Source organism: Cedecea neteri NBRC 105707 = ATCC 33855 (assembly GCF_001571265.1).
In the GTDB taxonomy this organism is placed as follows: Bacteria; Pseudomonadota; Gammaproteobacteria; order Enterobacterales; family Enterobacteriaceae; genus Cedecea; species Cedecea neteri.
On the sequence record NZ_BCTL01000043.1, the window covers coordinates 34,134 to 61,073 of the forward strand.

General features: G+C 52.7%; 22 protein-coding genes, 2 tRNA genes and 5 pseudogenes. 19 read left to right on the top strand and 10 right to left on the bottom strand.

The genetic code is table 11. The features are described 5' to 3' along the window. The first annotated feature begins 18 nt into the window (after nucleotides 1-18). The 5 genes from CNE01S_RS18090 (at nucleotide 19) to CNE01S_RS18110 (ending at nucleotide 3,009) form a co-directional block, all read left to right on the top strand. Entirely contained in the window at nucleotides 19-273 is a 255-nt protein-coding gene (locus CNE01S_RS18090) for a hypothetical protein (RefSeq protein ID WP_255212429.1), read from the top strand. Between the two features lie 87 nt (nucleotides 274-360). Beyond that, nucleotides 361-687 (top strand): type IV conjugative transfer system pilin TraA, encoded by a 327-nt coding sequence (locus CNE01S_RS18095; protein ID WP_169799421.1) that lies wholly within the window; start codon nucleotides 361-363, stop codon nucleotides 685-687. A gap of 41 nt (nucleotides 688-728) precedes the next feature. Next, complete coding sequence (locus tag CNE01S_RS18100; protein ID WP_369406092.1) at nucleotides 729-1,580, top strand: conjugative transfer relaxase/helicase TraI domain-containing protein; 852 nt, start codon at nucleotides 729-731, stop codon at nucleotides 1,578-1,580. Then, nucleotides 1,570-2,097 (top strand): hypothetical protein, encoded by a 528-nt coding sequence (locus CNE01S_RS18105; protein ID WP_061277644.1) that lies wholly within the window; start codon nucleotides 1,570-1,572, stop codon nucleotides 2,095-2,097. The genes CNE01S_RS18100 and CNE01S_RS18105 overlap by 11 nt, the downstream gene beginning before the upstream one ends. Before the next feature lie 69 nt (nucleotides 2,098-2,166). Further along, complete coding sequence (locus CNE01S_RS18110) at nucleotides 2,167-3,009, top strand: DsbA family protein (protein ID WP_061277645.1); 843 nt, start codon at nucleotides 2,167-2,169, stop codon at nucleotides 3,007-3,009. A 1,653-nt stretch (nucleotides 3,010-4,662) separates the two neighbouring features. Here the strand turns inward: CNE01S_RS18110 and CNE01S_RS18120 are convergent. Beyond that, nucleotides 4,663-4,739, bottom strand: a tRNA-Arg gene (locus CNE01S_RS18120). A 508-nt stretch (nucleotides 4,740-5,247) separates the two neighbouring features. Between CNE01S_RS18120 and CNE01S_RS25500 the strand changes: the two genes are divergently transcribed. Both CNE01S_RS25500 and CNE01S_RS25370 read left to right on the top strand, forming a co-directional pair. After that, nucleotides 5,248-5,385 (top strand): hypothetical protein, encoded by a 138-nt coding sequence (locus CNE01S_RS25500; RefSeq protein ID WP_245874532.1) that lies wholly within the window; start codon nucleotides 5,248-5,250, stop codon nucleotides 5,383-5,385. 3 nt (nucleotides 5,386-5,388) lie between these two features. Next, the gene (locus tag CNE01S_RS25370) at nucleotides 5,389-5,550 is read left to right on the top strand and encodes a DUF2913 family protein (RefSeq protein WP_138089321.1); all 162 of its coding nucleotides are present in this window, start codon (nucleotides 5,389-5,391) and stop codon (nucleotides 5,548-5,550) included. Nucleotides 5,551-5,668: 118 nt separating this feature from the next. Here the strand turns inward: CNE01S_RS25370 and CNE01S_RS25825 are convergent. Continuing rightward, nucleotides 5,669-5,818, bottom strand: a pseudogene (locus CNE01S_RS25825) (IS5/IS1182 family transposase); the annotation flags it as partial. Nucleotides 5,819-5,895: 77 nt separating this feature from the next. Continuing rightward, nucleotides 5,896-6,192 (bottom strand): hypothetical protein, encoded by a 297-nt coding sequence (locus CNE01S_RS18125; RefSeq protein ID WP_061277647.1) that lies wholly within the window; start codon nucleotides 6,190-6,192, stop codon nucleotides 5,896-5,898. Nucleotides 6,193-6,422: 230 nt separating this feature from the next. Here CNE01S_RS18125 and CNE01S_RS25055 point away from each other — a divergent pair. Together CNE01S_RS25055 and CNE01S_RS25375 are read left to right on the top strand one after the other, a co-directional pair. Next, a pseudogene (locus CNE01S_RS25055) lies at nucleotides 6,423-6,581 on the top strand (IS6 family transposase); the annotation flags it as partial. A 12-nt stretch (nucleotides 6,582-6,593) separates the two neighbouring features. Further along, nucleotides 6,594-7,097, top strand: a complete 504-nt coding sequence (locus CNE01S_RS25375; RefSeq protein ID WP_061277648.1) for a protein kinase domain-containing protein — start codon at nucleotides 6,594-6,596, stop codon at nucleotides 7,095-7,097. 81 nt (nucleotides 7,098-7,178) lie between these two features. On the opposite strand, the gene CNE01S_RS18140 is transcribed toward CNE01S_RS25375, so the two are convergent. Beyond that, nucleotides 7,179-7,367: a DDE-type integrase/transposase/recombinase gene (locus CNE01S_RS18140; protein ID WP_061277649.1), complete on the bottom strand. Its 189-nt coding sequence runs from the start codon at nucleotides 7,365-7,367 to the stop codon at nucleotides 7,179-7,181. A 74-nt stretch (nucleotides 7,368-7,441) separates the two neighbouring features. Between CNE01S_RS18140 and tnpA the strand changes: the two genes are divergently transcribed. The 3 genes from tnpA to tnpC are packed head-to-tail and all read left to right on the top strand — an operon-like array spanning nucleotide 7,442 to nucleotide 9,758. After that, nucleotides 7,442-7,774 carry an IS66 family insertion sequence element accessory protein TnpA gene (gene tnpA, locus CNE01S_RS24645; protein WP_072279177.1) on the top strand — a complete coding sequence of 111 codons (333 nt, stop codon included), beginning with the start codon at nucleotides 7,442-7,444 and terminating at the stop codon, nucleotides 7,772-7,774. Then, nucleotides 7,761-8,141: an IS66 family insertion sequence element accessory protein TnpB gene (gene tnpB, locus CNE01S_RS18150; RefSeq protein WP_061277651.1), complete on the top strand. Its 381-nt coding sequence runs from the start codon at nucleotides 7,761-7,763 to the stop codon at nucleotides 8,139-8,141. Before tnpA ends, tnpB begins: the two co-directional genes overlap by 14 nt. A gap of 42 nt (nucleotides 8,142-8,183) precedes the next feature. Next, nucleotides 8,184-9,758 (top strand): IS66 family transposase, encoded by a 1,575-nt coding sequence (tnpC, locus tag CNE01S_RS18155; protein WP_061277666.1) that lies wholly within the window; start codon nucleotides 8,184-8,186, stop codon nucleotides 9,756-9,758. A gap of 239 nt (nucleotides 9,759-9,997) precedes the next feature. On the opposite strand, the pseudogene CNE01S_RS25830 reads toward tnpC, so the two are convergent. Further along, nucleotides 9,998-10,414, bottom strand: a pseudogene (locus CNE01S_RS25830) (IS481 family transposase); the annotation flags it as partial. A gap of 733 nt (nucleotides 10,415-11,147) precedes the next feature. Between CNE01S_RS25830 and CNE01S_RS18165 the strand changes: the two are divergent. Then, nucleotides 11,148-12,089: a VirK/YbjX family protein gene (locus CNE01S_RS18165; protein ID WP_061277653.1), complete on the top strand. Its 942-nt coding sequence runs from the start codon at nucleotides 11,148-11,150 to the stop codon at nucleotides 12,087-12,089. Between the two features lie 481 nt (nucleotides 12,090-12,570). Further along, nucleotides 12,571-12,645, top strand: a tRNA-Ile gene (locus CNE01S_RS18170). 2,056 nt (nucleotides 12,646-14,701) lie between these two features. Here CNE01S_RS18170 and yegR read toward each other — a convergent pair. Continuing rightward, complete coding sequence (yegR, locus tag CNE01S_RS18180) at nucleotides 14,702-15,022, bottom strand: lipoprotein YegR (protein WP_061277655.1); 321 nt, start codon at nucleotides 15,020-15,022, stop codon at nucleotides 14,702-14,704. A 108-nt stretch (nucleotides 15,023-15,130) separates the two neighbouring features. After that, complete coding sequence (locus CNE01S_RS18185) at nucleotides 15,131-15,475, bottom strand: hypothetical protein (RefSeq protein WP_061277656.1); 345 nt, start codon at nucleotides 15,473-15,475, stop codon at nucleotides 15,131-15,133. 281 nt (nucleotides 15,476-15,756) lie between these two features. Between CNE01S_RS18185 and CNE01S_RS18195 the strand changes: the two are divergent. The 4 genes and pseudogenes from CNE01S_RS18195 (at nucleotide 15,757) to CNE01S_RS25840 (ending at nucleotide 21,414) form a co-directional block, all read left to right on the top strand. Continuing rightward, nucleotides 15,757-16,735: pseudogene (locus CNE01S_RS18195) on the top strand (Rpn family recombination-promoting nuclease/putative transposase). A 19-nt stretch (nucleotides 16,736-16,754) separates the two neighbouring features. Beyond that, the gene (locus CNE01S_RS18200) at nucleotides 16,755-17,381 is read left to right on the top strand and encodes a DUF2913 family protein (protein WP_072279178.1); all 627 of its coding nucleotides are present in this window, start codon (nucleotides 16,755-16,757) and stop codon (nucleotides 17,379-17,381) included. 628 nt (nucleotides 17,382-18,009) lie between these two features. Then, nucleotides 18,010-19,857: an InlB B-repeat-containing protein gene (locus CNE01S_RS18205; RefSeq protein WP_138089320.1), complete on the top strand. Its 1,848-nt coding sequence runs from the start codon at nucleotides 18,010-18,012 to the stop codon at nucleotides 19,855-19,857. Nucleotides 19,858-20,871: 1,014 nt separating this feature from the next. Next, nucleotides 20,872-21,414: a hypothetical protein gene (locus CNE01S_RS25840; RefSeq protein WP_061277660.1), complete on the top strand. Its 543-nt coding sequence runs from the start codon at nucleotides 20,872-20,874 to the stop codon at nucleotides 21,412-21,414. Between the two features lie 276 nt (nucleotides 21,415-21,690). Here CNE01S_RS25840 and CNE01S_RS18220 read toward each other — a convergent pair whose 3' ends face one another. The 3 genes and pseudogenes from CNE01S_RS18220 to CNE01S_RS25505 form a co-directional block, all read right to left on the bottom strand. Next, nucleotides 21,691-22,002, bottom strand: a complete 312-nt coding sequence (locus CNE01S_RS18220; protein WP_061277661.1) for a hypothetical protein — start codon at nucleotides 22,000-22,002, stop codon at nucleotides 21,691-21,693. Between the two features lie 303 nt (nucleotides 22,003-22,305). Next, nucleotides 22,306-22,542: pseudogene (locus CNE01S_RS18225) on the bottom strand (DDE-type integrase/transposase/recombinase); the annotation flags it as partial. Continuing rightward, nucleotides 22,491-22,751, bottom strand: coding sequence for a hypothetical protein (locus CNE01S_RS25505; protein ID WP_169799419.1), 261 nt, complete (start codon nucleotides 22,749-22,751; stop codon nucleotides 22,491-22,493). The gene CNE01S_RS25505 and the pseudogene CNE01S_RS18225, both read right to left, overlap by 52 nt. Here CNE01S_RS25505 and CNE01S_RS18230 point away from each other — a divergent pair. Continuing rightward, nucleotides 22,750-26,940, top strand: a 4,191-nt coding sequence (locus CNE01S_RS18230; RefSeq protein WP_061277662.1) for an RHS repeat domain-containing protein, incomplete at its 3' end; no start/stop codon positions are given. The genes CNE01S_RS25505 and CNE01S_RS18230 overlap by 2 nt on opposite strands.

Here is a 26,940-nt window from a genome sequence, read left to right on the forward strand (position 1 = left end):
ACACCCTGGGGCGGTAGCATGCCTGTTTCCCGGCGGGGCTTCTCTCTTATTTTGGCTTTCTCTCCCGGCTTATTTTCACTGGAGGTTCGTATGTCCCCGGAAATAAAACACTGGCGTGAACCGGTGATTGCCCTCTCGGCGCTGAAGCTGCGCTACCAGCGTCTGTGCCGGGATGCGCTCGCCCGCAGTTGCGATATCGCGGACCTCCTGGTGCAGATAGAGCAGCATCGGGCGAGGTGCCCGTCGGGTAAGGCCGGTTTACGGCGCCCCTGAGACACCATTTTTACAGCGGGCAGGTTACCCGGTCCGCTGTAACAACGTTGTTTTAACTCACTGTTTCAGAAGGATTCAATAATGGAAGTGGTACTGAGTCATCGCGGCGCTTTCTCCGCCGTGAAACAAAAGGTGTTCCGCCGGGAGGTGGCGCACGTTCTGGTGATGGCCCTGCTGGCCTGCGCGCTGTTCCTGGTGCTGCAGCATGCAGCGTTTGCCGGGGCAACCAAAGACCTGCTCAAGGTCGGGGATGACGCGGTGAAGGGCACCTTCGGGCAGGACTCCTCCCTGATGAAGTGGCTGCTGATTGGGGAGGTGGTGGTCGCCATCGCCACCTATAGACGGACAACCGGGAGGGCTGGCTGGCCGAACTGGCGAAGCACAAAGGCGACGGGACGGCGCATGACTACCTGAAGGAGAGCGAGGACCACGCCGCCCGGGCGGCGGAGGGTATCCTGTCCTGGGCAAAACCGCTGGACCGCGTCGCGGCCGGGCGCGCCCTGCTGAAAAGCCACGGGCTGGCGCAGGGGGTATCGCAGGGCGTGTTTGTCCCTGCCACCCGTCGTCAGCCAGAGCCGGGCGTGGGGTTTGCGCTGTGGGACACCAACGGCAACCGGGCGGGGATGGTGATATTCAGTCTCACCCAGGATGAGCACGGCGGACAGGCGTTCTCCGGGGCGCACCGGGTCACCGGTCGGGAGGATGCGCGCTTTGCCGGCATTCAGCAGAGCCGCAACGGCGAGGTGCGGGTGGCCGACAGCCTGCCTGCGGGGCTGGAACTTGCCCGCGACTATCCGGCCAGCGGGGTGATTGTGCGTCTGGAAGGGGATGACCTGCCGCACAACCTTAGTCGGCTCACCGGGGCGGATAACCTTATCGACGAGGCAGCAGTGTCAGCTCAGGCCGTGAGGGCGAGCACGCCCGAAACGGCGGTTATCCCGGTGCTTCAGGACCTGGAAGCGGTGGCGAAGCGGGAGGCAGAGAAACTGGCGGCCCTCCTGATAGAAAATATGCCGCAAACGGAGAAGACCGATCCGGCGACGTTGGACAGGGTGTTTACTCTGCTGAAGGATGAGATGGGTGGCCAGGATACCGAGGTGGCAGCCCTGGCGGCCATCCTTTCACGGGAGCAGAGGACGGCGCAGCAGCGCCTGGACCGGGATATAGCTTCGGTCTCCCGCCTGTCACAGGACAAACAGGCTGAACGGCAGCTGGAGGAGCGCGGGACGGAGACAGACCCGCCGTCCGCAGCCCGGATGAACCAGGCTGAACGGGACATCGTGAAGGAGAAATCACTTGAAGACTGAATCGGAACTTTCTTTTGACGGTAGGTGCGAAGATAAGCAGCCGCTGCGGGCGGGACCTGGTGGCGGTGAGGCTAAAACTGGCCGGACGGTAGAAGCCTGCCGCCGGGTCTGGTCCTGGGTGGCGAAACAGGCCCCGCGGGCAGGCGGGCGGGCGTACGCCGAAGCCAGAGTGGCACGCTGCCAGCAGCATGCCACGGGAAATTACGGGAGAGGGAAAGTCATGACAGACACGTATCACCAGCTGACGGAAGGCCTGACGGAGTACGAAAGTTTTTTGCTGAACGCGCTGATAACGCAGGAGGAAAGAACGCTGGGCCATGTTCTCTCATCTGCCCGGAGACGACAGTTGGCGGAGGAAGCCGCCGCGCATCATGCGCAGGCGGTGAAACAGGCGAAATACAGAAAAGTACCGCGCGGGCGTCCCCGTAAAATAAAGGATATCGCCGAGCCTGAGGCGGTGACGAAGGATTTTCAGTGGTGCAAGTCGGTGTCATCCCGCCTGTTGCCCCGCGAATAATCAAGGCCCACAGGGCCACCGGGGTTCCCGGCAGAGGTATCACATTATTATTTATTTACAGGAAACATCATGCTTAAAAAATCAAACATTGCCGCAGCCATTCTGCTGAGCGGCGTCCTGGGTGGGGTGGTTGCCCAGGGAATCAGCCATTTTTCCCACGCAGAGGTGGCAAAACCGGCCTCGCCGTTCAGCCCGGAACAAGAGGCCCGGATCGGAGCGGTGGCGGCTGACTGGCTGATTGCTCACCCGGAGGTGTTGGTAAAGGTCAGTGAGACCTTGCAGGCCCGTCAGGAAGCGGCGGCGGTGAAGGCGATGACGGAAGGGGCGCTGGCGTACCAGTCTGAACTGCTGCATGACCCGCATGCGCCGTCCTACGGTCCTGCGGATGCGAAGGTGGTGGTGACGCTCTTCTTCGACTACCAGTGTGTTTACTGCAGCCATCTGGCCCCGGATCTGACGAAGCTGATGAAAGCCAACCCGCAGGTGCGCTTTGTGTTCCGTGAGTGGCCCATTTTCGGCGACAGATGGCCTGCCTCCCGCCTGGCGGCAGAGACAGGCCTGAAAATCTGGCAGCAGAAGGGATCAGAGGCGTACCTCGCGTACCATAATGAACTGTATGCCACCGGGCATAACGAGGGGGCGCTGACGGAGAATGATATCCGCACTGCGGCCGGGGCCATGAAGATCGCCCCGTCGGCGATAGCGAAGGACAGGGACGTGCAGGCTGAGCTGACCCTCACCGGGCAGCTGGCCACGGACATCGGGCTCACCGGTACGCCGGGCCTGGTGGTGATGCCAGCCATCGGCGCTACTGCAGAGACGATCACGGTGATCCCAGGCATGACTGACCAGGCAGTGCTGCAGATGGTCATCAATAAAGCGGCTGGTCTGACCGACCCTGTTAAGAAGTAGCCCGGTCAGACCCCCACTGATGCACGCGCGGGGCACGGTTATTCGGCCCCGGAAACGGGTAAAAACGTAAAAGAGCATAGAAATCCTTGGGGCAGTCGCACGCAGACCTGCGGGTGACAGATGCTTCAGGGGTACCTGCCATATGGTAAAACATCGATGCCCTGGCTTTTTTATGCTCCCATTTATTACAACACGGCGATCCTGCCGCGAATACCGGAACGACTGGAAGCCGAAGGTAATGAAAGGGAATTGAGGCGTTGATCAAGATATCACCGGTGGTCTGGCCGCACATTGTATTGACCGGGCATTCCACCTTCCAGATCAACAATGAAATTATTGACCTGGATGCGCTGGTTACGGGGCTGAAACTGGAGTGACGGAAAAATCTGGGATTCTGGCGTAGTACCTCAATATGCAAGGGATTTTTTCCTTTACGGTGTCGGAATCCGTCAGTGAGAGGGCTGAGAGAGTTCAATGAATAAGTGTAATTAATGAATATTTAAATTGACTGCTTAACGGCGTTTACCGTTCAGTGACTTCCCAAATGCTTACATACAGGTATTTTTTGTCCAATGGGGCAACAGAGACAAAAAAGGCTCACTTAAGTGAGCCTTGAGATTTTGACAAGCCAGTCATTAAGTAAGGTAGCCACAGTGCCGGGTGCCTCCCGGTGAGTCTTAGGCTGGTCAGACCGGACTCGCACTGCTAATTCACATGGAGCTATTAACCATTTTGCCCCGCCGCACAGGGGGATTCACTGCGACAATATAACCATATTCTTTATGCGGAATTAGAGCAATTCCGGGAGGATAAATTCGTGTTCGCTATCGAAAAAATTCAAATGTAAGACTGCAGGCATCAATACTGGAAAGCGCAGTACTGACACGACCGTACAGGACGTTTTAAATTATGAATACGCTTTCAATCATTTAAGGCTTATCCCCCGGGAAAATGGCAGGTCTGCGAAGAATTGCATCAACATGCGTTCGTACATCATCAGCCAGGTTATGAATCAGTAGCAGAATAAGCGACCATTTGCGCAATTATTCACCCTACTCAGCCACCTTTTCGTAGAAATGCGAGTCACTAAGAAAAATCATCTGTGAATAATGCTATATTATATAATTACTAATAAAGTCCCCGAAATTTATCGCAATTATCAGCATTTTTTCAAGATCATTACCGCGCTCGTATTTTTCTAGAAAATGAAGCGTAGGTGGTTTTACATAAACGCCACATCAATTTGCATCAGAGAATAAAAATCGGCCATGTAGACATTCGGCTGAGCACTGTTGCATGGCGACAGGTCTGATACGGAGATATCAGTTAACCACTCAGTGCTCATGCGAATGTCTTAAAAAGGTCCGGCCGTTTCTGTGCCGGGTCGCAAAAGGAAATTGCTTATTCATGCTATTTTTATACGTCATTCGGTCTCATCGCAGACCTCATAGCTGCTATCCGGATCATCCAGCAGGAATTTAACCTGTATCATCAGCTCAATCTTGGTGGTGGAAAGCTGAGGTAAAAGTCATTATACAATGGCCGTAAAGGTCCGGGTCTGGCTCCCCGCTATCTGCGTATCTTTTTAGTCTTTCGAACCCGAACTATCGAGCCGGTAGAGCTGTCCCCAACAAAAACAGGTCTACACACTCCTGGTGCACTGTGCTGGAATTGAACCAGCGACCTTTGCCTCCGGAGGGCAACGCTCTGTCCAACTGAGCTAACAGTGCACAGAAGCAGTTTGCTGTGCAGGTCAGCAGATACCGAGCATTCACTTTCAATCGGATTGGAGTCCAGGGAAGATTGATTCAATGACCGCTTTTAAGCCGCTTTAGCCACCGCATGTAAACTAAAACGGCCCGGTACCTGCTGCCCGTGGATGAGTATCGCCCTGTAGCTGACCACAAGCAAATCTAAAAATTTTGTGCTTTTTCAAATCTGACACTGGCCAGTGGGAAAGATCCGTCAGTGAAGGCAGCGTTATGTGGGGCCTATGCCGGGCAGGCTGTGGCAATGACTGAAGTTGCAGAAAAACGGGTGCCCGGACAGCTCAGCGCTGGGCAATAATCTCTGCGAGAGGGTCATCAGATCTGCGGTTATCAGGCGCTCCAACAGGCTCTTCGCAGGTCGGATTGTGGCGGGTGAGCGTGCAGCCAAAATCATAAGCCTGCTGGAAACACAGCGAAGATTAATGGTTTTGATCCGCATACCGGGCTGACAGAGCATCTGGTCGCCCTGATGAACTGGATGCTGCAGACAGGGGATACAGCCAGACCTGAAGTATTCCTGCAGGTGCTGACCCGCCGGCCACCGCAGCATGAGGACATTTTTATGACAATTGCACAGAAACTGGAAGAGAGGGGCCTTGAGAAGTGACGCATGGACGCAGAGTCACCGGAGAGCGCCATCGCAGCGCTCTCTCACCTGACGCGTCAGAAGGGTGGGGCCGGCATGCCCTGGGCTGAAAATCTGTTTTTCACCCGCTGGCTGGCCATCGCGCAGAAGCAAAAACGTTTCCCCCGATATTGCTCTCTTATTTGAGCAGCCTGCAGCCAGAGCCAGGAATGGCAGACTTCCAGAGTGCAGATTTATCGCTCTCCTGGTTATCCGGAAGGTGGTACGCAGCATCAGGCAGCCCTGAATGGCAAGGTGCGGACAGCGCCTTCCATTGTGCAATAGTCCCGGGTGTAATCCAGAGAGTAAGGCTATGGCGCTGTTTAAGACCGGCTTCATATTGAGGCCGGTTGGTGAAGGGGCGTTTTGCTTTGGGAATGCGGTGACGCTTTCTGACGTTGTGTTTATGCGGCATTGTTAACGCATGTCAGAATGGACTGACCTTGATGATAATGATTTGGCTATCCATGCACCCCCCTCTCAACAGGACCCTTATTTCCCCTTAATAACGAACTCATCCAGCTCCCAGACATCCGGAGAACTCACTTCTGCTCTGAGTAAAACAGAGTCAAGTTTTTTCCCCTCCTGAGATGCAGTGTAAAGAAGATTGAATAATTCAGATTGTCCCTGTGAAGAAATACTAAATGCTGAAGCAAAATGACTTTCTATTTTTTCTGTTTTCTCATTTTTACCTGAGATATTAACCACGCAGTCAAAACATTCACCACTGGTTCGGATAAGTCTGAGCTTTGAAATTGCAGCATCTAATATTTGAATGGAGTTTTCCATAAGTCACCTCAATTAATAATCATTATAGATAATACCTAAATGACGTAAGAATATTTCTCGTCATCAAGTATTTCAACGTATCACATGTCAAACAAAAGCGAGCGTTCATCTTTCGTAAAAATACTCATTGCTTATTGAAAAAAATCAAACATAGCAGAACGACGCTGGGGTTATGTCGCATTAAGGAGTCAGACCAAAATATCATGGCGAAAATTCATAATGAGCTCTGTGTGTCACTCATCAGAAAAGTCTTTAAACGGCTGCATTATCCCATTGATATCCTCGCACAGTGTGTCCGCTGGTACCTGGCATATTCCCTGAGCCTGCGCAATCTGGAAGAGATAATGGCAGACCGGGGCATCATCGTTGACCATGCCACCCTGCGCTGGTGAGTCATCCGCATGGTGCTGCTGAATAAGGTTTTTCGTCGTAATAGCAGTAATAGCAGTGTGGGCGAGAATGTATTAGGTGTCGGGGCTGGCGGGATTGTTTATGATATCGGAAATGGATATGTTCGTAAGGAGCTTCGGGGAATAGGTGCTATGTTTGGTGTGGAAGATGAAGTTAGAATATTTAGAATGGTGCATGGCAATGACTCTGCTGAAATGATCAACAGAACGACGATGACGATGAGGAAAATTCCAGGTGAGAGTTTACAATTTTATGATAAATCAACGCTATCCTTACAAGACAGAAATCAGTTAATTACAACGGTTCAGAATATTCACAATATGAATATTTATCACGGCGATCTTAAATCAACAAACATTCTTTTTGATGAATCTCTCCGACAATTTAACTTAATTGATTTTGGATTATCCCGGCATCCTGCTGAAAACTATCTTTTAGCTCAAGAAATGGAAAGGCTTCATGTAATGATTGGCAATTGGCCCCCCACGTTGTAAATGCTTTATAAATTAAAGGATGGTAACAGGCTTTGTCGAAAATATTCTAAAAAATCGGAATGTGCCTCATTCTGGACATGATTAGGCTGCTAACGAAAGGAACTGTTTCCAGGCTGGAGTATCTCCTGTGTTTTCCAGCTGTCCTTTTTTAAGCATCCGATGAAGTTCAACTCCCGCGATTGTCGCTTCCGCAGATGCAAATGATTTAAATCCGAGCGTGGATTTCGTGATGCGCTTAATGCCCCGATGATCCTGCTCTACCGTAAGCATCCGGTGAACTCATATTTTCTTAATTATTTCAGCGGGTAATATCAGCAGCATCTTTAACTGACGAAGGATGTTTACTGATGAAACAACGATGGTTCATTGAGCAGAAAAAACAACATGTCGCCAGCTGGCGGGCCAGCGGTCTTACCCGTCATCAGTATTGTGAACTCAACGATATTCCCTTCACATCCTTTCGTGAATGGCCTCAGGATGTCGCCAGGGCTGAACGACGCGCCAGCAAACCCGCTGTGCTGCCCGTACATATCACTGAAGCTACGCCGCCTGCAGAACCTTTTTCACCTGGAGTAAATGAGCCTGTAACCCTCTTTCTCCCCGGCGGGATACGCATGTGCTGCCATCCTTCGCAACTCACCGATGTCTTCAGGGCTCTCAAATATGCTGACGCCTGAGAATGTCTTTCTCGCTGTAAAACCCGTTGATATGGGACGGGGGATCGACACCCTGACACAGTATGTCCAGGATGAACTCAATGCGTCGTGGCATGAAGGGGCTGCCTTCGTCTTCACCAATAAAGCCCGTTCGCGCATCAAGGTGCTGCGCTGGGATAAGCACGGCGTCTGGCTGTGCGTTCGCCGCCTGCACAAGGGTCACTTCCGCTGGCCCCGGGCAAATGAGGCCGCCTGGTCCCTCACACCTGATGAGTTCAGCTGGCTTGTCAGCGGCGTTGACTGGCAACAGGTAAAAGGCCACGACCTCACAACGTGGATCTCCCGGGACGCAGCTGAATCTGCACCAAAAACCAACATAACCTTATGAACAATAATGATTATCCGTACCATGTGCGGTATAATTACCCGCATGGATATCTCTGTTCTCACCACCACCAGTGACATCGAGGAACTTCGCACTCTGGCACTTGCCATGGTGCAAAAAGTGATGGCTGAGAATGAAGAAAATGAAAAGCTTTGCCTGAAAAATGCCAGCCTCCTGCAACGTATACAGCTCCTGGAAGAAGCACTGAAACTGGCCCGCCAGCAACGGTTCGGTAAAAAGGGCGAAACACTGGCCGGTATGCAACGCTCCCTGTTCGAAGAGGATATGGATGCGGATATCGCCGCAGTTGAAGCGCAACTGGACACGCTGCTCCCTGCCGAAGAACAATCAGCCCCGGAACGTCCGGCACGAAAACCGCTCCCGGCTCATCTCCCGCGTGTCACAAAAACTATCGAACCGGCCTCAACCGAAAGCTGCCCTGACTGCCAGGGCGAACTGCGTCACATCCGCGATGAGGTGAGCGAAAAACTGGAATATATCCCGGCTCGCGTCGTGGTTAACCGGTACGTTCGCCCGCAGTATGGCTGTATCTGCTGCCAGCGGGTGGTCAGCGGTGATATGCCTGCAAACATTATCCCGAAAGGTGTGGCAGAGGCGTCACTCATTGCCCAGGTGGTGATCAGCAAGCACTGCGACCATATGCCCCTGTACCGCCAGCAGTCGGTGCTGGCCCGCTCGGATATCCATCTGCCCGTCAGCACGATGGCCGATATGATCGGCCGTGCGGGGGGGGCGCTGAGGCCACTGGCGGAATCACTGCATTGGATGCTGCTGACATGCGATGTGCTGCATGCCGATGAAACGCCCCTGCAAATCCTGGATACGAAAAAGGGCGGCAAAGCCCGTGCCGGCTACCTGTGGGCTTACGTCAGCGGTGAAAAAAGCGGCCCTGCTGTCGTCTGCTTCGACAGTCAGCCCGGTAGGAGTAGCGTGTACCCGGCGGCATACCTGAAGGACTGGGCCGGAAATCTTGTGGTCGACGGATATCCGGCCTATGAAACCCTGGCCGGGCAAAACAGAGGGATCGCGCTAACAGGTTGCCGGGCACATGCCCGTAGAAACTTTGCCGACCTTTATAAGGCGAGCAAGGATCCTCGCGCCGCGATGGCGGTCAGACAGATCGCCGGGTTATACCGGCTGGAAAAGAAGGTCCGACACCGGCCGGTGGAAAAGATCCGTCAATGGCGACAGCGTTATGCCCGCCCCGTGCTGGACAAGTTGTGGCACTGGCTGGAGCAGCAGAAAGATGCGTGCCCGGATAGCTCCGCGCTGGGTAAAGCGATCGCGTATGCACTAAAACGCCGGGTGACCCTCAGTCGCTTCCTGGAGGATGGTGCGTTACCCCTGGACAATAATCGCTGTGAGAGGGCCATCAGATCTGTGGTGATGGGACGCTCCAGCTGGCTCTTTGCCGGTTCGGTTGCAGCGGGTGAGCGTGCCGCGAAAATCATGAGTCTACTGGAAACAGCGAAGATGAACGGTCTTGATCCACATGCCTGGCTGACGAACGTTCTGCAACGGTTACCGGGCTGGCCGGAAGAGGACCTGGACGCGTTGCTGCCGCTGCCGGGGTTCGTCTTCGTGCGCGAAGGAGTCTGACAGAAAGCTTGTGATATCCGCACTAAGGACTTGCGCGCCTGAGTCCGTAAATAGCGGAAGCCCGCTTCCCACAAGGCTTCATCGCCATAGTTTACCTGACTCAGTTCCAGCGCCACACGCGTGGAATACCTCACTCAGTACTTCACCACCTGACGAACGGTTGCCGGGGAAACCTGAGGCTGCTCCCATCGGATCTGTCAATATGAGTTCACCGGATGCTTACCCGGAGGGAAGCGGGTCAGCCTGTCTTCCAGACGTGGGTGAGACTGTGAACGGTGTGGCTGGTCATTGTAGTGAAGCAGATAGCGTAACAGCCACTCATTGACCTACTGTTCGGTTTCTTGTTTGTGGAAATGGTACAACGTTTCGTGGGCTTCTTTGACGATTCGAAAAGGATGCCCCACCTTCCCTGTCGGGCAAGCTGTCACCTGTTCACCATTTTTCCCTGCGGGTAAATGAGTCAACCAGTCCACGCCCAGCGATAGCATGATGTCCTGGAAAACCTGGCTTTTGGCCGCCGGGCCGTTGTCGAGGGAAAGCATTTTAGATCTTCCCTGTAGCGAGTGCCCAGGATCAGGTTTAGGTGCCATTACGGCATAGAGAAAGCGCAGAGCTGACCCGGTATCCTCACTATAGACATAGCGGTACTTCTGATAGTTTTATATAACGTTGATTTGGAGATCCCACCATGTTGCAGATCCCCTCAATGGCATGTTTACGTTCCTGATGTAACTCGTTGAGTTGTAGTCCTGCTGACGGGTAAGATCGCTGGCCTGCCAATTGGCGACATGCTGTTTTTTGGCTGAAGAACTATCGTTGTTCCATTATTAAACACTCTTCGTCAGGTAAAGGTGTTTCTGATATTACCTGCTGAAATAATTAAGAAAATATGAGTTAACCGGATGCCTGCCTGTGGGCTCTAGCCTTTGTTGATTGGGGTGAGGCGGATAAAATACCTGAATAACCTCGTAGAACAAGACGATCGGGAGATTAAACTCATCACGAAGTCGGGGCTCGGGTTTAAATCATTCGAAGATACGAAAGCGTCATTTTCGGGAATCGAGTTGTCCTGAATGCTTAAAAAACTGATAGAAAACGCAGGAGATACCCCAGCCCGAAAGCAGCTTTATTCATTAACAGCCTAATTGTATCCATAATAAGGCACACTTCTATTTTCTGGGATATTTCCGACAGAGCCTTATCGTTGTTATCTTTTTGAGAAGACCTAAAGAATTATCTTATTTTTTTGGTCTTAACCTTGATTAATATTTATTTTTATATCTTGCATTGATGTCAGCGCCCATTTTTTTAATTTTCTTATCTGATTTAAGAAGTGTTAATACTTTATATGTTCAAATAACATATATCTTATTTCTGTGGGTGATAGTCATGACTGATCATGCGTTGAGTGGGGCATATCCTGTTTCTGTCTGGAATCTCTTTATAAGTCTGGTGACGGGTGAATACCGTCCTGGGGAAATGTGGAACCGGGGTAATTATCGTTTAAAGTTCTTATGGCGAGGGATTCTGGCCCCGTTGTTCACATGGCAACTACTGGATGTAATCATACATGGTCCCTATATGTACAGACTTCTGGCCATGCAGCCACGTTTGCCTGTACGCCTCAATCGCGCTTATCTGACACTCAAATTTACGCGCAAGCAGAAACTTCGTGCCGTGCAGTTTCACTACAATACCATGTATAGCCAGCTTACCCGCAGGCAGATATCAAGCTGGTTGTCCCACGATGGTTTACCTCTGGCCGAGCTTGAGGGGAAAGATAATATTCGTTTCTCTGTCAGCCTGAAGAGTGAGGTGAATCTTGATAAAGAGGGGGATTGTACAATGGTTATGCGTGACGATCAGGCCAGGATCCTGGCGAAAATTACCTTCACTCTTTGCCGACATCAGGGGAAAAGGACGTTATTCATTGGTGGTTTGCAGGGAAGCTGCCGCACTACCCCGCATGAGGTAATTCGGCATGCAACCAAAGCCTGCTTTGGCGTGTTTCCCAAACGCATGGTACTGGATGCTGTTTGTCATTTCGCACAGTGTATGCAGATCGAAAAGATCCTGGCGGTTGGAGGTGATACACATGTTTATAGCCTTGCTCGTTACAAAAAGCAGTCAGCGATGGTACATGCCGATTATGATGCTTTCTGGAAAAGCATAGGTGCTGTCTGTTGTCAGGAAGGATATTATATTCTGCCACAGATTCCTGCATGTAAGGATATCAGCACCATTTCCAGTAAAAAGCGGGCGGAATACCGCCGGCGATTTGCTCTGCTGGATACGCTTTCTCAACAGATTCGCACTGTTTTGGAATCATGATCTTTCTCATTAAGCACGATGAATATCTGTGTGCTTCTGGAATGACACCACATCGAAAATATGACGTTACGCGCTATGGCAATGAAAGTGGGCATATCACACAATCATGTTTCTGTTTGCCTCCTGGCCGCTGAGGGATTTATTCAAGGCTTTGATATCAACATCAAAACGGGCAGGGAATGTTGATGAGTATATATCCTTCCGCCTAAACTGAAAGGGGGGGTTAATTACCAAACCCAATTTAACACTGCTAAGTGCGGTTGCTACAATACATAACTTAAAAATCGAAATTCTGCTATCAATGGTGAGATTTTTATTATCTGTAAAATCTGTAGTAGTGCACTCTGTGCAGAGCACCTCTGCATTCATTAACCATGAAGTGAGGCGTTTTTGTGGTGGTTTGCTTCTCAATTACTTCGTAATATTCGGAAATATCAGCATAGTTTACATGGGTAAATAATTGCCCTAAGATTCGTGACTCGGTCCTTTAGCTCAGCGGTTGGAGCGCGCGACTCATAATCGCTCGTCGTTGGTTCAAATCCAACAAGGACCACCAACCGCCACTAGCTCATCAGGAAGAGCGACAACCATGGTGTTGTAGTACGAGGTTCGAGGCCCCGGTGGCGGTCCAAACAAAGCCGGCTTAGCTCAGTAGGTAAAGCAACTGGTTCAACGCTAGCCCAGTGCGGCAGGCGAGTGTAGACCTGTTATTATTAGGGGCAGCCACCAGTGCGATAGTCCGGACGAGCGGGACTTTAAAAAGCGATACCGTTGACGGCAGGGGATCAGACCCGCAGCTTTCCTGGGCATCAGATAACAGCTATCAGGTCAGTGAAGTGACCGAATGGCATATAAAAATAGCACGAGTAAACAAAACACCTTTGCTACCCGGTCCTGAAATGGCCGGGCATTTTTTAAAGCATTCGCATGAGCACTGAGTGGTTAACTGGTATCTCCGTATCAGACCTGTCGCCAGGTAGCAGTGCTCAGCCGAATGCTTATCAGTTATTCTCTAATTCAGATTGATAATACGTTTATATAGAATCGCCTACGCTGTTACTTTATGGAACAAATGCGAGCGTTGTGATGTCTTTGAAAAAAATGCTGATGATTGCAGTGATCGCCGGATGCTTTGTTGGTGGCTGCATAATATATTATTACCTCTATTCACAGGTAATTGCTTTCCGTGATACACACTATTACGATGAGGCAAATAATTGAGAAAATCAATTGCGTAAATGGTTGATTACTTTGATACTTATTCTTTCATTTCTGACCGGGGTGATGATGTACGATAGTATATTGATTGAATTCCGTGCAGACCTGCCATTTCTTGCCCTGGATGAAAAACCTTAAATAATAAAGAATGCATACGCATGAGCACTACCCCAAAACACTTTGTGCGGGCAAGTTCTAAGCGTGGGGGCTAGTGCTCAGCCGAATGCGTTGTGCAAATAACAATTAATTAACATAGCCACTGGTAATTATCAGTACGCATCCATAATTAAAAGTGCCCTGTACAGTTGCGTGTCGGGGGCGTGCTTTCCTGTATCAATGTTTCGACTTGTGCCCGCAGTTTCATCTCTGAGGGCTTTTTTTGACAGTGAACACGAATTTTCTGTTTAAGCCTTGCCGATATTTTACTGTCGATAGTAGGGTTGTTTTGTCGCAGTGGATCCCCCTGTGCGGCGGGGCGTAATTGGTTGGAAGTGAATAATGTCCAGAGCATAAGCTGCGCGAGTTCGGCCTGACCAGCCTAAGGCTCACCGGGAGGCACCCGGCACTGCGACAACCTGACTTGTCAAAATCTAAAGGCTCACTTTGGTGGGCCTCTTCTGTCTCTGTAAGCCGGTAAACCCAATAAACAAAAAATACTTGTCGATCGCGGGCGGGGTTGTTGCCTGCCTGCTACTTTGCGTGCGTGTGGCGATGGTACCCAAACTGCCGCGATGCGGTTGCCTGCGGTTAAGCCCCAGTATCAGGGGCAATCTCCGACGCAACAGCCTGTCATCTTCCAGGATCCCGCCCCGGTAGTGGTGAATAACGGAGGTTTTTTCTGTGGTCTGATAGTGGGTCATATGCTCTGCTGCCTCAGCTCGCACTCGACCCATACAGCTATCGTGGATCTCTATACCACAAAGCGTAACTACGGCAGTTGTCCCGCTTATTGTGCCCGCTTCACTTATCGCCGTTTCAGCCGCAGGCGCTGAACCGGACGAAACAGGCTGCTGGTTGAGGCGAGTGGTTGAGCGACACACCAATTACTACGGTGTCTTCTTCGACAGCAGCGCGCTGGCCTGGTTCACGAAGAAAATATGGAAACGCTTTTGTTTCCGATTTCCAGCAAGGAATGAAACCATGAGAATCAACCGCATCCGGTTCAATATGAAGACGTTGAAAAGCTGTCACCATTACAGTGAATATGCAGGAGCATTATTCCTTTACGGTGCCAGAATCTGTCAGTAAGGGAGGGCTGAGAACTTTCAATTATGAAGTATAATGTATTGATTACTTACTATTTAAATTTATCCTAGACGGCGTTTGCTGTTCCGTTGTGCCCGCAGTGGGTGACTCTCAGCACTGTGACTCTGTTAGCCACAGTGCTTCAGACATTATTCGCAACGAAATGTCAGACGGGCAACCCCATTAATAAGTAAATGAGAATCAGTTTCTTGCTTAACTTCTTTCATGAGCTTATTTTGTGCCTTACAAAAATCAGTTGCTTTAGTATTAACGACTCCGGTGGCGCCTGACATTCGTCCTGCTGCAGGAGCGGCTTCCACTTCAGTATAATAATCACCATTTTGCAGTTTTTTAACATCGGACTGGTACGTCAAGCCGAGGCCATTAAACTGGGTTTTATCATTCTGTACTGCGCAACCGCTTAGAGAAGCACAAATCAATATACTGGATAATATGACAATAGTTTTCATCAGATAACATTCCACAGGTTAAATAATGGTAGGCAAGTATACTTGTCGCGGATCAACATACATTAAACGAACATTCTGTTGGTATTTTTGTTCCTGAATCTATCTTAGCTAATAGGTGATGCGATCGAATAATCGGGACATTTGCATATTCTGATCCAGACCGACCATTGATTCCGATTTGTTCCGGCCAAATCTGACCATCTGTTGGAATCGATGATCCTGTCGTCGGAATCCCGCGCTTTTCACTTTTAAAACAATGGACAACATTTTCTCCTGATAACCCAACTTCCGGAGACGTGTCGCCATGGCAAGATTGAGAACGCGGATGAGTAAATTAACGAACTGATTCGCCTTAAATTTGACAGCCACCTGCCCAACAGGAGCATTTCGGCCCGCCTGAATATCGGGTGCAGTACCGTATCTGATGTGATCACCCGTTTCAGGGGAAGCCAACTGGCGTGGACCCTCCCGGAAGATATGACGAAATCACAACTCGAAGCGTTGTGCTATACCGGGGTACTTACACCAGCATCAGTGTCGTGGCCCGGGAGTTGAACACCGCCAGGCAGACCATCATGTGGTTGCGGGATGAGGCCAAAAACCAGGCGCTGCAGGCAAAGGAAGAGGCCAGTCTCTCCGAAAACAGGCGGGGGTAAAACTGAGGTACCCGGACCTCAGTTCCGGTATAATACCGCCAGACCCGATGAATAATCGTCAGACAACGGAGATGCGGCATGTCAGGCAGAAAAGGAAAGGGCAGGAACACACCAGTCCCTCACGACGGACTGTTCAAAACCTTCCTGACCCATACGGATACCGCCCGGGATTTTCTGGCCCTGCACCTGCCCACTGAGTTGCTGCAGCTGTGCGACCTGAATACCCTGCAGCTGGAGTCGGGCTCCTTTATAGAGGAAAACCTGCGAACCTACTTTGCTGACGTGCTCTATTCCCTGAAGACGACTGACGGAGAAGGGTATATATACACGCTCATAGAACACCAGTCGTCCCCCGATAAATTCATGGCTTTCCGACTGGCCAGGTACGCTATCGCTGCCATGCAAAAGCACCTGGATGCCGGTCATGAACAGCTGCCGCTGGTTATTCCGATGTTGTTCACCCACGGACGCGGCAGCCCTTGGCCGTATACCATGAACTGGACGGAACTGTTCGCCAGTCCGGACGCCGCCCGACGGCTCTACACCGGTGATTTCCCCACTTATCGATGTCGGCGCCATTGAGGACGATGACATCATGAAACACCGGCGGATAGCCCTGCTCGAGCTGATGCTCAAGCACGCCCGCACCCGTGACCTGGCCGAGCTGACAGAGCATCTGGTCACCCTGCTGATTGCGGGTTACACTACGGATGAACAGCTGGTCACCCTGATGAACTGGATGCTGCAGACAGGGGATACAGCCAGACCTGAAGTATTCCTGCAGGAGCTGGCCCGCCGGTCACCGCAACACGAGGACATTTTTATGACAATTGCACAGAAACTGGAAGAGAAGGGCCTTGAGAAGGGCCTTGAGAAGGGACGCATGGAAGGTCGCATTGAGGGTATCCAGCTTGGTGAACAACGCGGGATTGAAAAAGGCCGTAATGAAGGCAAACTCGAAGTCGCCCGCAGCCTGTTAAAAATGGGCATGTCGCATGAATCAGTGCTGGAAGCTACCGGCCTGACAGCTGACGAGCTCGCCCAAATCCGCCATTAATCCTTCGCCAGGACAACCTTTGTCAGGCCACACTGAAACAGACTCCCCGGAGAGCACTGTCGCGGCGCTCTCCCATCTGGCGTTCTGTGCCTTGGTCGCCCTCGCGCTTGCCCGGCAGGAGGGCGCGGCCGGTACGCCCTGGGCTGAAAATCTGTTCCTCACCCGCTGGCTGGCCACCGCGCAGAAACAAAAGCGTTTCCCCCGGTGCGTGGCTCCCGATATTGCCCTCTTACTTGAGCGGGGCCGCAGCCAGGGTCCGGCCGCCGGGCTGCGTCAGAAATTTGATTACCTGTGGCGCTCCTGCAGCGGTGATATCGCGGCCCAGTCCGATTTGTTCCGGCTGACGTATGCGACTGAGGTGCTGAAGGACTGCGTCTGGGGCAGTAAGGTGGTGGGGACGAAGGAATGGCTCGCCGGGGAGATACCCGACTTCGCACAGAAGAACGGGTTCTGGGTGGAAAAAGAGACACTGAATACCGCCTTTACCGGAGACGGTACTCTGCTGTCACCGGTTCCCTTTCGGGTGACCGGGGATATCGCACCGTTTATCCGCATGATGGCGAATTATGGCTTGCATGCCAGCATCGCCGACAGCACGCCACAATATTACACCGTCAAGCTGAAGCCGGGCACCGGCGACATATAGCTGTAGTGGCCTGCATTTGAAATCAGCCGAAAATAAAAATTGGTCAGAAAATCTGAAAGGGTAAGGGCAGAAACCGTCCCGTCATGAAAGTTCACACCATACAACGGGCATCATATGATACCAAAAACGGATAAAAAAGATGTAACTCATTGTATTGCCATTGGCGGTTTAATTTATATTGGTATCAAATGATACTAATAATGCTTATTTCTTATCCTGGCAGCTGACTAATATACGGATGAGTCAGTCAAAAACACAGTCACGTTGTCGACAGCTACTGGTGACAGATAACCATAACCCTGCGCCCAGACATTCATTTTTCTCATACGGAGCTGGCTGAACCCGGCTTTGCTCTCCGTAACCACCCCGACAGACTGCCCGTCAATACCAAAGCGGGGGCTTCTGGAGAGCAGCGTCGCCACGTACGCTTTGCGGCGGGAGAGCAAACGCAAATCCCTGCTGGCACAGGGGTTGCAGACAAATTCCACCCAGTTAGAAAATCCGCTATCAGTTGTTTGCCTTTTTTTCGACAGAGACGTTCATATTACTATGAATAGTATTCAGCTCGTAAATTCAATTTATATTTTATCCTTTTGAACTGTTTATTTTCTATTTTTTAGGCGGCTCTATGCATCCATCACTATACCACTCACTTTTTTCCTCTATTCAGTCAGATACTGAATACTCATCTGATACTCACCTACCAGTCAGGGAGGCTATATTAAATCCAGATTCACTTGACGCGTTGTTTCAGCAATCTCTGTCTTCTTCTGAAATCACGATTGCTATTGATATACCTGGTGGACACCGTATAGAACTAATGACGGTATCAAACGAGCGTTATGGTGAACATTGTCTGCTATGGCGAGGCCGGTCATTATTACAAATAGGAGTGGAGGCTCAACTTTCTGTTGCCCGCAGCAGCATTTCGGATAAAAACTGGCAGGTCACTGGGCGTCTCTTCCTTGCTGATGGAACCAGGTTGCTGATTAAGCCGGGTGATAATGGCATTGCTCACATTTCAATGATGGCTCCCCCTCCAGCAAGTGTGTTCGCCAGTACCAGATGTATAGTACAAACTGAAGACATTGTCTTCGAATCTCAGGCCATGGATACTGATTCAGAACCTGTCCTTATTCATATTATGCCGGCTTATCCCGAGAGTACATTGAAAGCACTGGGTAATAATATGGCCACACTCATGTCCTCAATCGGTGACTGGCAGAATTTCGCTAACTTGGTTTTGCAGAATAGTGGAATTGCAGCCCGGATTCAAATGGGGTCTCCGGTAAAAATACCTGAGCCCAAAACGAATAAAGTCAGTGAGCTCCTCAGAGAGACGGTTGCACGCGAGGGCTCAATACACAGCCGTAAACCTGGAACGCTATGGGATGAAGTCCATAAACAGCGCAATGCAACACAGTCAGCACTCGTGCTGTTACTGGCTGCGGACTGGTCTGACAATACAGTCGGTGAGGCAGGCAGCATTCCGCTACCTCCGAGAAGTGATAAGGCCGATGAGCTGGAGCAGTGTTCTCTGTGTTTCTGTCCCAAAAAAGTGGGTTCTCTTGATATAGCGCATGTTTTTTCCCATGAACTGGGACACCTGTTGGGGGGGATGCATGATCCAGAAACAGATATGATAGGTGGGCACCACGATATAGTTCACCCTATGTTTGATTATGTTTGTGGCTATCAATCAGAAGACCGGACGTTTACCACAACCATGAGTTATCCCAGGGAAAATGAAGTCTGGATACCGTACTATTCATCATCAGAGCAGACTTGGCTAAACCCGAAAACCGGAAAACGAGTTGCTACCGGTATACCTTCCGGAAAACCAGGGGCCGCGGATGCGGCAGCATTTTTCCGCAGCAGCACGAGAACAATTTCCCGATATAAGGAAAATACCCACGAAAGTTTTCATGCGATGTCCCTTGATATCAATCCCTCTCTGGGGGGAACATTGTTGCCCGGGAGTTGGGGGCCTTATCCTGCGGGTTCTGTACAGGTTATTCAGGCAACACCACGTCCAGGATACGCGTTTGATCACTGGGAGCTGGATGGGCAGTCTGCAGGGACTAACCCGTGTTTACTCGTTTCAGTATATACTTCCCATCACATTATCGCGCATTTTCGCAGGGAGATTACTAGTTTTCGTTTAAAAACAAGCGCGATCACTGATGGGGAGCTGAAAACGACCTTCAATACCTACACTATAAATTTTGATAATAAAGACCCCAAGCAATCAGGACCTGACTATATTCCTGGCACAGAAGTGCAGGTTGATTGCATTATTCCTCTTGAAGACAGAAAAAAATTCTTTTTTGCCGGATGGCGTGTAAATGGGAACTCACATTATATTCAAGGTTACAACTTCGAAACAAATGTTCCAAACTTTCAAAATGCAACATATCGGCTGGTAGTCGTTATGAATAACGATATAACTGTAGAGGCAATATTTAATAAAAAGTAATTTACTTAAAATATGTCAGTAACGGGTAGCGGGTTTTCCCTCGGGTCAGGGTGGTAATCGAGATCGGTAAGCTCTGGCCGGGCTATCAAAACATTGCGTGATGGCTGATTTTTGATGTTTTTTTGATAAAACACCAAATTTCGGCTACTTTACAAACGAGGAATATCTGACGCTGGCGCCCCTTCCAGCTAAGAGCTGATTTCAGATAGTCAGCCAGTCAACAGAAATGCCTCAGATTGATTAGCGTATACGCCAGCGTTTTGAACGCATAATGGAGAGCATGAAAAATCCTGGGGCAGTGAGCTATGCTGCCGTCGCTGATTTTTCCCGTTGCTTTGAAACCCCGGAAACCAGGAGGTGAATTTATCCCGCAGCTCGTTATTCAGAACGGCGGTCCGGGTCTGTAACCAATAATGACTCCCTTTTCTGCTCCAGGGGTTCGCCTAAACCGCTACCCTTATTTTATTAAATAAAAACAGATAGATAATTTTTTGATCGTTCGCTTTCGTTCCATTAGCCCTCAAACTTCACTGCAGCCTGCCGCGCTGATGTACCGTTCAGCGCAGTGCATATAATTCAAGCAATAAACCGCATGATATACTAGGGTATGACGATGCTGAGTGACCATTTGGCGCGCCAGATGGCGACAATATCCGGCGTTTACGGGCTGCTGTATATGGCGGCGGCCCGTTCCAGTGGCAGTTGGACTCGCTGATGGTGAGCTTCAGGATTGCGGACGATATTCCTCTGGTGAAGGGAAAAGAGGTTATCGATACCAGTTATATTTTCAATTTCGGGGGCTACCGACTCAGCGACGGCTACGGGATCGGTCGGGCCAGAGTGTTCGATGGGGAACGATTGGAACTGAAAACAGACTTTTGCCTATGGTTGCTAATCACATCGATAATACGATTAGCCTGAAGTTATTCGGGGGGTACTGTAACCGGCTGGTGACGCAGGGATGTTTGTCTCAGTAATACACAATATATAGCTATTAAACCTGTTGTTCATCTTATGAAAGTCGTAGTATTGAATCCGCCTGATCATCCAGGGAATCTGACAGCAACTTATCCTGATGGCAGTAGTGAAGATATACCGAATATTTCCCCGAATTATGACAAGTTGCTTTTAATGCAACAGGTGATATATGCACCGAACAAAAAAGATCTTCTTGAGATCTTTATTATACTTCCAGTCAATGTCGCATTTTGCATGCTTTGCTTCCACTATGCCTTCTCGCAAGAGATGAGCGGTCAAAATAAAGCCTTAACGTACAATAAGTTCCGTTTCCCAAACAGAGCCCTTCATCAGCCTAAAAACGGATGCCATCAGCCTGCCGGGAGGGGGGCGCAGCATCAGGCAGGTCTGGATGGCGTGGTCACAGGGCGTGGCGCGGATGGTGACTTTCCATTGTGCAATAGCCCCGGGTGTAATCAAGAGAGTAAGGCTACCGCGCTGTTTAAGACCAGCTTCATATTGAGGTCCGTGGGTGAAGGCGTATTTTGCTTTGGGAATGTGATGACGCTTTCTGGTGCTGTGTATATGCGACATCGTTAACATGTTTAATAATGGGCAGTCATTGATGATAACTACTTAGCCATCCGTGCCCAACTCTCTCCGGGAGAGGCCAGCCCTTTCGGGCTGGCGGTATTTTGCAAAGGTGTCGTGGAACCACGCCAGACAACCTTCGATTGGACGGGGCGGCCCTCGCCCGACGGTTTAGTCTCTAACTTCGTAGTTAGAAAACGCCGGGAATTGGCGTCCATTCCATTTTCGCCACCACAATACCGTGATCAAAGTGTACTGCCAGGTGTCCAATATCCTATCGACTTATTAGTTATCTCCTTTCAACTCTCCAAAATGAAATGATTCCAGTTTTGCAAAAGAAGGACCAAAACCTTCTGGTTGAAAGGTCATTCCGCTGATGATTTGCTTGTCTTTGTATGCAGAATAAAGAATACCGAATATCTGAGGGCGTTCATTTGAAGCAAAGTCAAATGCTATAGCTCGATAGTTCTCGATTTTCCCAGTGCTGTTATTTTTCCCTGAGATACTGATTTCACAATTTACGCTTTCAGTACTATCACCATCCTCAAAACCAACTCCTAAAACTGTAACATCTGAGAAATAAATAGAATCAGCCATAATGTTCTCCACCTTTAAGTTTTAAATGTCACATGTCCTTATATACAAATAAATGTTCAGACATATGAAGTAAAAGCAACTAGCATACTTTATCGATTTACATCATAATTAAAAATAAATAATTAATCATAGGAAGATTTTTACTAAATTTTGAAAAAAACAAAGTAGAATGAGAAGTGGGTTCTGTCGAAAAATAAAATAAAGTCATACTGTTGATCACTAAATCCCGGTTAAAATTGAATGATGGGCACTGTTGCAAAGATGAGGCTCGATACGCCTTCTGTCTGGTGGCAGTGCCCTATATTCAAATACTCCGCTGACCAGCCGCATCCCGCCCTGGGGGGCTCCATAACAGAATGCTGAGGCTTTGCCCTTGCGTAGCGCACGCATTATTTCGATCCCTTTTATCGTGGCGTAAACAGTTTTCATCGATTTAAACCCCAGCGCCGCGTTGGTTATCCGTTTCAGCTTACCGTGGTCACATTCAATCACGTTGTTCCGATATTTAATCTGCCAGTGTTCAACATCAGGTGGGCCCCGCCATGCCGCAAGCGGCATTCAAAAATCAGCGACTGTTGTGAATATTTTCCTTTTGTTTCAGAAAAAAATCCGTGCGAGCGTTGTCCGAAATATTCGCCGGGAACAGGGCAGTCACGGGGCACCGTCTCGTCGCTTTTAACGGACAGGCTCCCGCCAGGCTCTCTGGCTGCGTCCTCCCTTTGCTTGCCCTTTTCAGGAGTGTCTCCCATGCCCACCTCCGTCCCCGAGTCTCAGGCCCATAACTTTATCAGCGGCGCGCAGGAGGGGATTGACCCCCGCACCGGCCTCTTCTCCTTCGCATTCCCCCTGGCCACCCTCTCCGCCAGCGAGAACCAGGCCCCGTTCCTGCCCCTGACCCTGAGCTGGTCCGCCCTGCAGACCGGCAACCCGTACGGCCTGGGCACCGGGTGCACCTTCGGTGTCACGCGCTATGATGAGTCGGTCAACCCCGGACAGCTGCTCCTCAGCTCCGGAGAGCGGTACCGCGTCAACCGGACCCTGAGCGGGGACGGCCTGACCCTGCGCCAGTGTCCGCTCCCGACATTTCGTCTCAGCAAGGTGAAAGGGGATAACGGGGTGATGCAGTGCCTGATCCGGCATAAGGACGGCCATACCGAGGTGCTGGAGAAGCAGACGCAGAGTCTCTGGCTCCCGGTCCGGATAGTGGCCCCCACCGGGCGTCACCTCGCGCTGACGTGGCAGGCCGGGCAGGGCGTTGCCCGCCTGTCCACCGTGGAGGATGAGAACGGCCTGACATTGTGCCGGTTTACCTGGGGTGATGTGCCGGCGATGACGGTCTGGCCGGGCACAGACGAAGAGATGCGCCTGATGCTTTACCCTAAAAACGGCTACCTGAGCGAAATCCACAACGTCAGCGACGCCGCGGAGAAGCTGGTCTGGACCCTGGGCTGGGAAGACAGTGAAACCCTGCGCTTTCCCGGCAACGTCTGCCCCCTGAAATCGGTCCGCACGCCGGCGGGCCTGACCCATACGGTGACCTGGGAGAAGAAGATGCGCTTCAATGCCCGGTCCGGCGAGGGCCGTCTGCCGGCCGTGGTGAAAAGCCAGGTCAGCACCGCCGACGGAGAAGTCTCGCAGGTCGCCACCTACCGCTACAGCATCGACAGCCGCAACCCCGGCGATGATGAAACGGTGCTCAACCATAACTGGCTGGGCTACGGGGCCGCGTTCAGCGACAGTGAATACGATACAAACAATGACAACCTGTTGTCGCTGCGCCAGCCGTACCACTACTGGTCGGAAGTCAGTCTGAAGGGGGCCGGAGGCGACCCGGATACGGTGGTGCGCCGGACCTACAACCGTTTCCATCTGATGACGGAGGAGAGGATCTGGCTGGAGGGCCGGGCCTGCGTGCACACGCAGGCCATTCAGTATTATGCCGACGAAAGCAAAACGCTGGCAGAGCAGAAAGCCATCTGGTCGTTTCCCCATACCGTGACGCAGACCTGGCAGCAGGGCAGCGCGTTGCGCTCAGAGACCGCCCGGTCTGCGTACGACGAGCACACCGGAAATCTGCTGACGCAGACGGCCCCGGACGGGACGGTCATCACGATGACCTGGTACCCGGCGTCGGGGGAGGGCGACAGGTGCCCGGCGGACCCGCACGGGTTTGCGCGCTGCCTGAAGAGCCGGACGGTCACCCCGGTACGCACCGCGTACGGCGACGAGCCGGTCACCCGGGAGGTGCATACCTGGACCGATATTGCCGCGAAGGCGGCCCACCGTGGGCAGTCGGGGCGGCCGGAGACGGTGGTGATGCCGCACACGGTGTCCACCTTTGTGTACCTGACGGCCGGCACGCCGGAAGAGAACACCGCCCGGAGCAGCATGACGTACCAGTATCAGCAGGGCGATGTGACGGCCCGGGACTTCGGGCGTCTGACGCGGCAGGTGAGCACGTTTCACAATGAAATCAGCCCGGCCCATCCGTACGAAACGGAAACGGGCCTGACGTTCACGTATGACGGGGCCACGCACCGGCAGACCCGGACCGTGACGGTCAGCGCCATGAAAAATGCGGCAGACCCGGACTTCATGGCCCCGGTGGTGACCACCTCCCGGGTGGTGTCGGGGCTGACGGGGCGGGTGATGTCCCTGACGGACGCCACGGGCAACGTCGTGCGCTGTGAATATGATGCGCTGGGGCGGCCGAAGGGGCAGACGCTGCATCCGGAGGACGAGGCTTACCGGCAGGCGAGCCGGACGCAGTATTTTCCGGCAGACAGCCAGGGCCATACGCAGGTGGTGCACACCGACGCGCTGAAAAACCAGGTCAGGACCACGTTTAATGCCCTGGGGCAGGTGGTGCGCCAGGAGGTGCAGGACATGGACGGGCCGGAGGGGAAACGTCAGGCCTGGCTGACGGCGTCGGCCTGCCAGTATGACGCCCGGGGTCAGGGGGTGTCTACCGCGGTCACGGACTGGCTGCGGGCGGACGAGGCGTCCGGGGAGACGGGGGAGGCCGGGCATCCGCTTCCCGCACTGCAAACACCGGTCTCCGTCAGCACCACCGCGCCGGTCCGGGACGACTGGGGCCGGGTGGTATCCACCCGGGGGAGCGACGGTCTGACCCACCACCGGGTGACGGACCCCGTCGCCTGCACGGTCACGACCTGGACGACGGATGCGAAGGGGAAAGAGACGCCGCGGACGGTCACGTACGGTGACCCGCGCACCGGCCGGGTGGTCAGGGCGGCGGTGTTCCCGACCGCAGAGGACCTGGAAAAGAATGCGCCATACAGTACGGTCACGCAGGCGTGGGACGGCGTGGGGCGGCTGCGTCAAAGCACCGACCCGCTGGGACACACCACGGCGTTCACGTATGACGTGTTCGGACGCGTCGTCAGCACGACCCTGCCGGACGGGGTGATTGTCCACAAAAGGTATGCCCCGTCCGGTGCGGCGGGTCTGGCCGTGAGCATCAGCGTCACGGACCCGGTGACGAAGGCGACGACCGTGCAGGGTGTCAGGCGGTTTGACGCGGCGGGTCGGGTGGTGAGCAGCACGGTCGGGAAGGATGAGGCGACGGGGCGGACCACCACGGCGGTCTACGAGAAGAGCCTGCTGTCCCGGACGCATACAGACAGTACCACGGGGCCGGACGGGGTGACGTGTACCGTGGAGAGTGACCCGCGGCTGGGGAATGCGGTGCTGAGCGTGAAGGCAGAGGATAAGCACGGCGTGCTGCCGGCCGTGGGGCAGACGTTCAGCTACAACAGGCTGACCGGGCAGATGCTGGATGCGCAGGCGGGCAGTTCGGTGACCCGGCAGTATTACCGGCCGTCGGGCGCGGGGCTGCGGCGTGAGGAGCAGGTGTACGGCGGGAGCGTGCTGCGGAGCCATGCCGTTCACTCTCTGGCCGGGCGTGTGCAGCAGGTCACCGGTGTGGAGGGGGCCCCCTGCACCTACCATTATATCACCCGTGGCCGGCTGGCCGGTCGCGTGGCGTCGGTCACGGATAACGGTGTCACCGTCACGCCGGCGTACGACGACCTGAACCGGGTCAGCGGCTGGACGGCGGTGACGCTGCAGGGCGGGCAGACGCTGACAACGGAGATGGTGCCGGACGCGTACGGGCGGGAGCATAGCCGGACGATAACCCACAGTAACGGGGAGGTCCGGGTGCTGACGCAGCGGTGGACGAAGAGCGGTCAGCTGGAAGGCAGAACGTGGGTTCGCCGGCAGGCGGGGCAGGCGGCGTCGAAGGAGGAGACGCTGTGCGATGAGACGTTCATCTATGATGCGCGCAGCCGCCTGCAGGACTACCGGGTGACGGGCACGCAGCTGCCGCGGGACGCGCACGGGAATGCGTTTGTCCGGCAGCGTTTTACGTTCGATGCCCTGAGCAATATCCGGACCTGTGAGACCACGCTGGACAGCCGGGGTCACGGGGCGGTGATTACCGCGACATACGGTTATGCAGGGCATGACCCGTGCCGGCTGACATCCGTGACGTACAACCGGGAGGCGTCCGCGCAGGGCTATAAGGACCTGGCGTTCAGCGACGCGGACTACGATGCGGCGGGTCGCCTGCTGAAGGATGAGGCGGGGCGGGGGCTGCACTACGATGCGCTGGGGCGTCTGGTCCGGGTCACACAAAACGGCGGGCAGGCGGGCGAATATGGCTACGATGCCGGTAACCGTCTTGCCTGGCAGCGGGTGGACAGTACACAGCAGCTGCACCGGCTGTACTACCGGGGGAGCCGGCTGGTGACGGAGTGGGTGAGTCCGCAGGGGGAGGGTCAGAAGCAGGACGACAAAACAGACACACTTATCCGGCTGACGGGTGTGGCCCAGACGACGCGGCAGGGGGGAAAGGCGGTGACGCTGCTGCTGGGGACGGACGGGAAGGGGAGCGTGCTGACGGGGAACGACGGG